This window comes from Bordetella ansorpii (assembly GCF_900078705.1).
GTDB classification, from domain to species: domain Bacteria; phylum Pseudomonadota; class Gammaproteobacteria; order Burkholderiales; family Burkholderiaceae_B; genus Bordetella; species Bordetella ansorpii_A.
The window spans coordinates 666,148-676,703 of the sequence record NZ_FKIF01000007.1; the positions used below are offsets into that span (position 1 = coordinate 666,148).

Genomic DNA, 10,556 nt, shown 5'->3' on the forward strand with positions numbered 1-10,556 from the left:
CCGCTGCCGAAGCGGGCCGGATTACAGGGCCTTCAGCACCGCGTCGCCCATCTCGGCGGTCGACACCTTGGTGGTGCCGCTCTCGTGGATGTCGGCGGTGCGCAGGCCCGAGGCCAGCACCTTGCGCACGGCGGCCTCGATGCGCTCGGCCTGGCCGGCCTGGTCCAGCGAGTAGCGCAGCAGCATGGCGGCCGACAGGATGGTGGCCAGCGGATTGGCGATGCCCTTGCCCGCGATGTCCGGCGCCGAACCGTGGCTGGGCTCGTAGAGGCCCTGGCCGGAGGAGTTCAGCGAGGCCGACGGCAACATGCCGATAGAACCCGTCAGCATGGCGGCTTCGTCGGACAGGATGTCGCCGAACAGGTTGCCGGTGACGATGACATCGAAGTTGCGCGGCGCGCGCACCAACTGCATGGCGGCATTGTCCACGTACATGTGCGACAGCTCGACGTCGGGGTATTCCCGGCTGACTTCGATGACGATGTCGCGCCAGAACTGCGACGTTTCCAGCACGTTGGCCTTGTCGACGCTGCACAGCTTCTTGCCGCGCTTGCGGGCCGCCTCGAAGCCGATGCGCGCGATGCGGCGCACCTCGGTGTCGGCATAGCGCATCGTGTCGTAGCCTTCGCGCTCGCCGGCAAAGGCGCCGTCCTCGGCCGTGCGCACGCCGCGCGGGGCGCCGAAGTAGATGTCGCCGGTCAGTTCGCGGATGATCAGCAGGTCCAGGCCCGACACGATCTCTGGCTTCAGCGAGGAGGCGCTGGCCAGTTCGGGATACAGGATGGCCGGGCGCAGGTTGGCGAACAGGCCCAGCGCCTTGCGCAGGCCCAGGATGGCCTGCTCGGGCCGGAATTCACGTGGCAGGCTGTCGTACTTCCAGTCGCCCACGGCGCCGAACAGCACGGCGCGCGACTGCTTGGCCAGGTCCAGCGTGGCCGGTGGCAGCGGGTGCTCGAACTGGTCGAACGCGGCGCCGCCCACGGCGGCCTGCTTCATTTCCAGCGGCAGTCCCAGCGCGCCCAGCACGCGGACGGCCTGTTCGACGATTTCCGGCCCGATACCGTCGCCGGGCAGCACTGCGATTTGATGCGTCATGGATGAATCCTGATCGTTTTGCATAGAAGGCGGGCAGTGCCCACCTTGGAATGATTGAGTGAGTGCTTCAAAGCCGGCGGCTCGAGGATACGGACGGGCTCAGGCCACCGGCCGGCCTTCCAGCCAGGGGTGGCGCGCCAGCCGCTCGGCCTCGAAGGCGCGGATCTTGTCGGCATGGCGCAGCGTCAGGCCGATGTCGTCCAGGCCGTTGAGCAGCAGGTACTTGCGGAACGGCTCGATGTCGAAGCCCATCTCGCGGCCATCGGCGGCGATGACGACCTGGCGGTCGAGGTCGACGCGCAGCTTGTAGCCGGGGAAGGCCTTCACTTCGTCGAACAGGCGCGCCACTTCGAACTCGGACAGCACGATGGGCAAAAGACCATTCTTGAAGCTGTTGTTGAAGAAGATGTCGGCATAGGACGGCGCGATGATGGCGCGAAAGCCGTATTGCGTCAGGGCCCACGGGGCGTGCTCGCGGCTGGAGCCGCAGCCGAAGTTCTTGCGCGCCAGCAGCACCGAGGCGTGCTGGTAGCGCGGCTGGTTCAGCACGAAGTCCGGATTGAGCGGACGCTTGCTGTTGTCCATGCCGGGTTCGCCGTGATCCAGATAGCGCAGTTCGTCGAACAGGTTCGGGCCGAAGCCGGTGCGCTTGATGGACTTGAGGAACTGCTTGGGGATGATCAGGTCGGTGTCGACGTTCTCGCGATCGAGCGGCGCCACCAGGCCTTCATGTTGGGTGAATGCTTGCATGACTGGAATCCTCAGCGGAACGAACGGACGTCGACGAAATGGCCGGCCACGGCCGCGGCGGCGGCCATGGCGGGGCTGACCAGGTGGGTCCGGCCACCCTGGCCCTGCCGGCCCTCGAAGTTGCGGTTCGAGGTCGAGGCGCAGCGCTCTTCGGGTTCGAGGCGGTCGGCGTTCATGGCCAGGCACATCGAACAGCCGGGCTCACGCCATTCGAAGCCGGCCTCGATGAAGATCTTGTCCAGGCCTTCGCGCTCGGCCTGCTGCTTCACCAGGCCCGAGCCCGGCACGACCATGGCCTGCTTCACGTTGGAAGCCACGCGCTTGCCGCGCGCCACGGCGGCGGCCGCGCGCAGGTCTTCGATGCGCGAGTTGGTGCACGAACCGATGAACACGCGGTCGACGCGGATGTCGGTCAGCGGGGTGTTGGGCTTCAGGCCCATGTATTGCAGCGCGCGCTCCATGCCATTGCGGCGCACGTCGTCCTTCTCGCGATCCGGATCCGGCACGCGGGCATCCACCGGCAGCACCATCTCGGGCGAGGTGCCCCAGGTGACCTGCGGCTTGATGGTGCGGGCGTCGACCTCGACCACGCGGTCGAACTTCGCGCCTTCGTCGCTGCGCAGCGTTCGCCAGTAGGCCACGGCCTGGTCCCACAGCACGCCCGTGGGCGAGAAGGGACGGCCGCGGAAGTATTCGATGGTCTTGTCGTCGACGGCCACCATGCCCGAGCGCGCGCCGGCCTCGATGGCCATGTTGCACACCGTCATGCGGCCTTCGACCGACAGCGCACGGATGGTGCTGCCCGCGAACTCGATGGCGTGGCCGGTGCCGCCGGCCGTGCCGATGATGCCGATGACGTGCAGCACGACGTCCTTGGCCGTACAGCCGAACGGCAGCTCGCCGTCGACCCTGATCAACATGCTCTTGGCCTTCTTCATCAGCAGCGTCTGCGTGGCCAGCACGTGCTCGACCTCGGAGGTGCCGATGCCGAACGCCAGCGCGCCCATGGCGCCGTGGGTGCTGGTGTGCGAGTCGCCGCAGACCACGGTCATGCCGGGCAGCGTGGCGCCCTGCTCCGGTCCGATGACGTGCACGATGCCCTGGCGCAGGTCATTCATGCGGAATTCGGTGATGCCGAACTTGTCGCAGTTGGCATCCAGCGTGTCGACCTGCAGCTTGGAGATCGGGTCGTCGATGCCGCCGGCGCGGTTGAGGGTGGGGACGTTGTGGTCGGCCACCGCCAGGTTGGCGCCGGTGCGCCACGGCTTGCGCTCGGCCATCGCCAGCCCTTCGAAGGCCTGCGGGCTGGTCACCTCGTGGAGAAGGTGGCGGTCGATATACAGCAGACAGGTGCCGTCGGACTCCTGGTGGACGACGTGGGCGTCCCAGAGTTTGTCGTAGAGGGATTGGGCCATGGAAGCGCTCTGCAAATGGACATTCCGGCTTGGGTCCGAGCGACGGTATCCATGACACCGGCAACCGCGGACCACTGCGGCATCGCCGAATTATGCCCAGGGCCTGAACCTAGTACAACTCAACCACCAATACTAGTATTGACAGTACCTCCATTGTTGAGCGCATGAATCCAATACGAGTTCGGAGCCCTCGAAATATTCTCAATCCTGCCGAAAAAAGAAACCATCGGATAATAAAGTTTCAATTGAATCCAATATAAGAAACCAATATATTCGATCGAAACAAGAAAACATTCAGCACAGAAAAAATATGTGCCGGACCGTACATCGAGCCGCGCGAGTCAGGCACACTTTGCGAATCGCACGATTCGGGAGACGTTGGACGATGTTGCGCGACTCCATACAAATATTTTCCGCCTCCGCGATGTCCCTCGCGGGTATTCGGGGTGGCGCTTTCGCGGAGCGCTCCCTGGCTGCGTCATTAACTGATCGGAAGCACGCCCCGGCTTCTCCTGCCCGGCCGGTCCTGCCCATCACGCCGATGGCCGCGGCGTTCGCGCTGCTGTGCTCATCGTCGGCCCTGGCCCAGTCGGCGCCGGCCTTCTCCTACCAGACTCCGTTGCTGGCCACGCCGTTCTCGGCGCCCGCCGTGCCGGATGCGCCGACGCCGGTGCGCGATGCGCCGGCGCCCGCGCCCGATGCCGGCACGCAGGCCGCCCGTCCGGTTTCCGAGGCAGGGCCCAGGCCCGGATCGCGCACGACGCGCCCGCCGGCCAATGCCTCAAGCGAGACGCCTACGCAGGCCGCCGAGGCCGCCAACAACGAAGACGATACCCACATGGGCCGCGCGCGCCCCTCAGCCAAGGTCGAGCCGATCCGGCTGGCGTCGCTGTTCCTGCCGGCGGTCACGCTGGCGCCCCGGGCGCCTTCGGCCAAGCCCGCCCCTGAAGCCAGGCGCCGCGCGGCCTCGCAGCGGGTGCGGGTGGCTTCGCTGGGTCCGACGGCCGTTGCTTTGGCGCCTGAAAGCGCCCAACCGGTGTACACCGCCGCGGCCGCGCCCCAGCCGGCCCCGACGAGGCCCCCGGCTTCGCAGCCCGTCATGGCAGCGCCGATCCCGGCGCCCGCGCCACGCGACACGGCCCCCATGCCGGCCTTGCCCCAGTCGCCCTCGCCCGCCTATGAGGGCGCCACGGCCGCCACGGCCAGCCTGGGTGGCCCGGGCCTGACGCTGCACCAGGTGGTCGAGAACACGCTGCTGACCAACCCCGAGATCCAGGCGCGGTACCACGACTTCCGCTCGGCCCTCGAAGGGCAATCCGTCAGCCGCGGCGGCTTCCTGCCGCAGGTCAACACGCAGGCCTACTACGGCCGCGAATACCGTTCCAACGTACCCGATCAAGGCGGCGGAAAAGGCAGCGAAAGCTGGAGCCGCCCCGGCTACAACGTGGAACTGCGCCAACTGATTTTCGACGGCTTCCGCACTCCCAACGATATAAAGCAGGCCGGCTTCGACAAACTGGCGCGCTTCTACGACCTGCTGGCCGTCAGCGACACGACCGCGATGGATGCCGTGCAGGCGTTCATCGACCTGCAGCGCTACCGCGACATGGAGTCGCTGGCGCGCCAGAACTATGCGCTGCACGAAAGCACGCTCAAGCAGATCGACGAGCGCACCGAGTCGGGCGTGGGCCGCCGCGTGGACCAGGAGCAGGCGGGTGGCCGCCTGGCGCTGGCCCAGACCAACCTGATGACGGAAACCGCCAACCTGCTGGACGTGACGCAGCGCTTCCAGCGCATCACGGGCATGTCGCCGCCCGCGAACCTGCTGCCTGTGCCCGACATCGCCTCCAGGCTGCCCACCCGCCCGACCGATTTCGCCACGTCGTTGCGCCGCAATCCCAGCTTCCTGTCCAAGCAGGCCAGCCTGCAGGCGGCCGAAGCCGGCGTGGCCTCGTCCAGGGGCGCGTTTTCGCCCAAGTTCGAATTCGTCGCCAGCCACGGCCAGGACCAGACGGACCCCTCACCGGACTACAAGGATATCCGCAGTTCCAGCGTGCAGATCATGATGACCTACAACCTGTACCGCGGCGGGGCGGATTCGGCGCGGGTGCGCCAGACCACCGCCCAGCAGTACGCGGCACGCGACGTGCGGGACTACACCTGCCGCAACGTCCAGCAGGATCTGGCCGTTGCCTGGAACAACGTGACGCGCGTGCAGGCGCAACTGCCCTTCCTGCGCGACCACGAACTGGCTACCGCCAAGGTGCGCGACGCCTACCGCCAGCAATTCCAGATCGGCCAGCGCACGTTGCTGGACCTGCTGAACACCGAGAACGAATTGTTCGAATCGCGGCGTTCTCTGGTCAACGCGGAATACGACTTGCGGATCGCCCAGTACCGCTGGCTGGCGCTGTCGCACTCGCTGCTGCCCGCGTTGTCGCTGCGCCCCGCGCGCGATGAAATGCCTGAAGAGAATGGCAGGCTGGAAGTGTCCGACGAAGTCATCAGGATGTGCAGTTCCGCGATGCCCGAGTCGGCCCGCCTCCGGCCTGTGAAGGTCAAGTACAACGACGGTCCCCTGCCGCCCACGCTGGTCCCGATGGAGTCGCAGTCGCCGCAGACAGGGCTCGATCCCAGCCTGCGGCGCCCGCAATAAAAACGCACGTACGAAAGCTAGGAACGCTCATGGCACAACAGGAAGAAGGCTTTTCGCAGCTAGACGCGGACTTCGTCCGTGTGCTGGAAGATCTTATCGATTCGCTGATCGCCAACGGCGTGCTCCGCCTGACCGATCTGCCGCCCCGCGCCCAGGTCAAGCTGACGCAGCGCAAGCAGCAGCGCAAGCGCCTAGCCGAGCACCTCGACCTGCTGGATGACGACGATGGACAGGTTCTCTGACAGTTCCGACAAGCCGGAAGACAAGCCGGACACTTCCCCGGCCAAAACCGACGCCAGCGATACGCCGGTGCCGCCGCCCATCCCCCAGCGGGAATGGCGTGGCGACGCGAAGGCCACGCACGACGATCCGCTGCTCGACTGCCTGGTCGAGCTGACGCGCATCCATGGCGTGACCACGACGGCCCAGGCCCTGACGGCGGGGCTGCCGCTGGAGGAACATCATCTGACGCCTGCCCTGCTGCCGCGCGCGGCCGCTCGCGCGCAGTTGGCGGCCCGTGTAGTCAAGCGCCAGCTCGACGCGATCTCGCCAGAGCTGATGCCGGCCATTCTGCTGCTCAAGGGCGAGAAGGCCTGCCTGCTGCTGAGCCGCGACGGGGACAAGTACCTGGTCAGCCACCCTGAACTGGGCGGCAGTTCCATGGAGCTGGACGGCGCCACGCTGGCGCAGCGCTACACGGGCCTGGTCTGTTTCGTGCGGCCCCAGTTCCGTTTCGACGAGCGTGCGCCGGAAACCGCCAAGGTGCGCGAGCGCCACTGGTTCTGGGCCGCCATCATGGAGAACCGGTTGCTGTACCGCGATGCGCTGATCGCCGCGCTGCTGATCAACGTGTTCGCGCTGGCCATGCCCCTGTTCACCATGAACGTGTATGACCGCGTGGTGCCCAACAACGCCGTCGAAACGCTGTGGGTGCTGGCGATCGGCATCAGCCTGGTGCTGATCTTCAACCTGGTGCTGACCACGGCGCGTTCGCACGTGGTCGACAGCGCCAGCAAGCGGGTGGACGTGCGCCTGTCGGCGCAGATCATGGAACGCGTGCTCGATCTGCGCATGGAGGGCCGGCCGGTATCCGTGGGGTCGTTCGCGGCCAACCTGCGTTCGTTCGAATCGATCCGCGACTTCATCGCCTCGGCCAGCATCACCACCCTGGTCGACCTGCCCTTCATCATCCTGTTCCTGATCGCGCTGGCCTGGATCTCGCCGCTGATGCTGATTCCGCCGATCGCGGCCATCATCATCATCGTGCTGGTGTCGCTGGCGGCGCAGGCGCGCATGGAAGCGCTCACCATGTCGACCTTCCAGGCCAGCGCGCAGCGCAACGCCACGCTGGTGGAGGCGCTGACCGGCATGGAGGCCGTCAAGACGCTGAACGCCCAGGGCGCGATCCAGCGCAACTGGGAACGCTCCACCGAGTTCATCGCGCAGACGGGCGGCAAGCTCAAGCTGATCTCGTCCTCCACCGTCGGCTTCGTCAGCGTGGCGCAGCAGTTCGTATCCATCGCCGTGGTGATCATCGGCGTCTACGAGGCGCGCGCCTCGGCCGTGTCCATGGGCGGCATCATCGCCGCCTCCATGATCGCCGGACGCTGCCTGGCGCCGCTGGGCCAGGTCGCCGGGCTGCTGATGCAGTTCCAGAATGCCCGCACCTCGCTGGGCTCGATCGACAAGTACATGGCCCTGCCCATCGAACGTCCGGCCGAGGCCGAGTTCCTGCACCGCCCCGTGATCCACGGCGCGGTCGAGTTCCGCGACGTCACGTTCGTCTATCCGGGCAACGACCAGCCAGTACTGAAGAAAGTCTCCTTCAAACTGATGGCCGGCGAAAAAGTCGGCATCATCGGCCGCATCGGTTCCGGCAAGACCACACTGGAAAAACTCATCCTGGCGCTGTACCAGCCCAGCGAAGGCGCGGTGCTCATCGACGGTGTCGACGTGCGCCAGATCGACCCTTCCGACCTGCGCCGGGCCATCGGCTACGTGCCGCAGGATCCGCTGCTGTTCTACGGCAGCCTCAAGCACAACCTGGCGATGGGCGCGCCCTATGCCGACGACGCCAGCATCCTGGCGGCGGCCGACATGGCCGGCGTCAGCGAGTTCGCCAACCTGCATCCGAAGGGCTTCGACATGGTGATCGGCGAACGCGGCGAATCGCTGTCCGGCGGCCAGCGGCAGTCGGTGGCCGTGGCACGCGCGCTGATCAACGATCCTCCGATCCTGTTGCTGGACGAACCCAGCAGCAACATGGACAACCAGAGCGAGGCGCAACTGCGCCGCCGGCTGGGTGAAGCCAGCACCAACAAGACGATCATCCTGGTCACTCACCGTACCGCGTTGCTGGATCTGGTCGATCGCCTGATCGTCATCGACAACGGCCGCATCGTGGCGGATGGTCCGAAGGACAATGTGGTCGAGGCGCTGCGCCAAGGCCGTGTCGGACGGGGGAGCTGAGCAAACCCATGGAGATGCAGACCGTACCCGGCCACAAGCCGCCGCCCGCGCCGCCGGGCCTGCCCGCTGCCGAGCGGAAAAAGTCGCTGCTTCGAAGGTTGTGGCTGCTTCCCCGCGATCTGATCGTGCGCGTGTTCGACCGCATCCTGGACGGCGCCGACAAGGGCAAGCCCGAACACAAGTCCGACTACGTCGGCAATGCCGAATGGGTCATCCATCAGTCGCAGGCGCGCGGCTCGCGCATCCTGCTGTGGGTCAGCCTGGTCACCGTCTTCCTGCTGCTGGTCTGGGCGGCGCTGGGCTATATCGATGAGGTGGTGCGCGGCGAAGGCAAGGTCGTGCCGTCACGCCAGGTGCAGATCATCCAGAGCCTGGACGGGGGTATCGTGCAGGAGATCCTGGTGCGTCCGGGCCAGGAGGTCCAGGCGGGCCAGGTGTTGCTCAAGCTCGACCCCACCCGTTTCTCGTCCTCGCTGGGCGAGAACAATGCCGAATACCTGTCGCTGCTGGCCAAGTCGGCCCGCCTCCAGGCGCTGGCCACGGGCGATCCTTTCGTCATGCCGGAGCGCGTGGCCAAGGAGGCCCACCAGATCGGCGAACAGGAACGCAATGCCTGGCAGGCCCGCAACAATGAGATCACCGCCACCGTCAACGTGGCGCGCGACCAGTTGAAGCAGCGTCAGGACGAACTGCGCGAGACCATCGCCAAGCGAGACCAGGCGGCGTCCAGCTGCGCCCTTACCTCGCGCGAACTGTCGGTGACCAAGCCGCTGCTGTCCAGCGGCGCGGTCTCCGAGGTGGAGTTGCTGCGCCTGCAACGCGACGTGGCGCGCTTTTGCGGCGACCAGAAAGGCGCCGAGGCGCAGATCGACCGCATCCAGTCGTCGATTTCCGAAGCGCAGAACAAGGTCCAGGAAGCCGAACTGACCATCCGCAACACGGCCCGCAGCGAACTGTCGGACACCAACACCAAGCTGGCCACGCTGCGCGAAGGCCAATCGGCGCTGGCAGACCGGGTGAGGCTGTCCGAGGTGCGCGCGCCGGTCAACGGCACGGTCAAGACCCTGTTCAACAACACCATCGGCGGCGTCGTGCAGCCGGGAAAGGACATCATCGAAATCGTCCCCAAGGACGACACGCTGCTGCTGGAAGTGAAGATCCAGCCGCGCGACATCGGTTTCCTGCATCCGCAGCAAGAGGCCGACGTGAAGTTCACGGCCTACGATTTCTCGATCTATGGCGGCCTGAAGGGCAAGGTCGAGCAGATCGGCGCCGATACCGTCACCGACGAGAAGGGAAACTCGTTTTATATCGTACGTGTCCGCACCGACAAGAATGGCGTCGGCGACCAGCAGTTGCCCATCATTCCCGGCATGGTGGCCGAGGTGCACGTGCTTACCGGCAAACACACCGTGCTGCAGTATCTGCTCAAGCCGATCCTGCGGGCACGCGAGAATGCCTTCACTGAGCGCTGACCGGAGGAACGAAGGAGTCGATATGCCTACCCCCGTCCTGTTGATCACGCACGACGATTTGCTCTGGCAGCACTGGCGCGAACTCGATGCCGCGCGCTGGCTGCCGGCGCGCGGCCGCACCCTGGCCGACCTGGAGCGATGGCGCGAGCAGCGCCGCACACTGGTCGTGCTCGATGCCGACCTGCCCCGCCTGCCCCACTGGAAAGCCTCTTCCTGGCCCGCCCTGATGTCCGGCCTGCAGGTGATCGTGGCCAGCGCCAACCCGAACGACGACCAGGGCACGCTGGCGCTCGGCGCCGGCGCCCAGGGCTATTGCCACAGCTACAAGCCCGTGCGGGCGCTGGCCCAGGTGCTGGAGTTCGTCTCCTCCGGCGAGACCTGGATGGGCCGCTCGCTGGTGCGGCGCCTGCTGCAATTGGTCAGCGAGCGTGGCCAGCCGTCGAACAACTGGACCCAGGGCCTTCTGACCGAGCGCGAGGCCGCTGTCGCGCACCGCGCCGCGTACGGCCAGGCCAATGCGGAAATCGGCGAAGCCCTGGGCATTACCGAACGCACTGTCAAGGCGCACATGTCGGCGGTCTTCGAGAAGCTCGGGGTCAGCGACAGACTGCAATTGGCCCTGCTCGTGCACGGTGTTTCGCAGCCCCAGGCCGCGCACGCGAAATAAGCCCCCCGACCTGTACCTGAGGACAATAT

General features: G+C 66.4%; 8 protein-coding genes. 5 read left to right on the plus strand and 3 right to left on the minus strand.

Annotated features, from left to right (window positions below):
• Nucleotides 1-21: 21 nt before the first annotated feature.
• The 3 genes from leuB to leuC all read right to left on the minus strand — a co-directional run bounded on the left by leuB (nt 22) and on the right by leuC (nt 3,260).
• Entirely contained in the window at nt 22-1,095 is a 1,074-nt protein-coding gene (gene leuB, locus A6745_RS18785) for a 3-isopropylmalate dehydrogenase (RefSeq protein WP_066130436.1), read from the minus strand.
• A gap of 99 nt (nt 1,096-1,194) precedes the next feature.
• The gene (gene leuD, locus A6745_RS18790) at nt 1,195-1,845 is read right to left on the minus strand and encodes a 3-isopropylmalate dehydratase small subunit (protein WP_066130439.1); all 651 of its coding nucleotides are present in this window, start codon (nt 1,843-1,845) and stop codon (nt 1,195-1,197) included.
• Between the two features lie 11 nt (nt 1,846-1,856).
• Nucleotides 1,857-3,260, minus strand: a complete 1,404-nt coding sequence (gene leuC, locus A6745_RS18795; RefSeq protein WP_066130442.1) for a 3-isopropylmalate dehydratase large subunit — start codon at nt 3,258-3,260, stop codon at nt 1,857-1,859.
• A 1,144-nt stretch (nt 3,261-4,404) separates the two neighbouring features.
• On the opposite strand from leuC, the gene A6745_RS18800 reads away from it, so the two are divergent.
• Genes A6745_RS18800 through A6745_RS18820 form a run of 5 tightly spaced genes read left to right on the plus strand, consistent with a single transcriptional unit; the run spans nt 4,405 to nt 10,527 of the window.
• On the plus strand, nt 4,405-5,916 hold the full coding sequence (locus A6745_RS18800; protein ID WP_066131390.1) for a TolC family outer membrane protein: 1,512 nt from the start codon (nt 4,405-4,407) through the stop codon (nt 5,914-5,916).
• A 29-nt stretch (nt 5,917-5,945) separates the two neighbouring features.
• Nucleotides 5,946-6,158 (plus strand): hypothetical protein, encoded by a 213-nt coding sequence (locus tag A6745_RS18805; protein WP_066130445.1) that lies wholly within the window; start codon nt 5,946-5,948, stop codon nt 6,156-6,158.
• Nucleotides 6,142-8,385, plus strand: a complete 2,244-nt coding sequence (locus A6745_RS18810; protein ID WP_082853144.1) for a type I secretion system permease/ATPase — start codon at nt 6,142-6,144, stop codon at nt 8,383-8,385. The genes A6745_RS18805 and A6745_RS18810 overlap by 17 nt, the downstream gene beginning before the upstream one ends.
• A 14-nt stretch (nt 8,386-8,399) precedes the next feature.
• Nucleotides 8,400-9,860 carry an HlyD family type I secretion periplasmic adaptor subunit gene (locus tag A6745_RS18815; protein ID WP_156513445.1) on the plus strand — a complete coding sequence of 487 codons (1,461 nt, stop codon included), beginning with the start codon at nt 8,400-8,402 and terminating at the stop codon, nt 9,858-9,860.
• Nucleotides 9,861-9,882: 22 nt separating this feature from the next.
• The gene (locus A6745_RS18820; RefSeq protein WP_066130448.1) at nt 9,883-10,527 is read left to right on the plus strand and encodes a LuxR family transcriptional regulator; all 645 of its coding nucleotides are present in this window, start codon (nt 9,883-9,885) and stop codon (nt 10,525-10,527) included.
• The last annotated feature ends 29 nt before the right edge of the window (nt 10,528-10,556 follow it).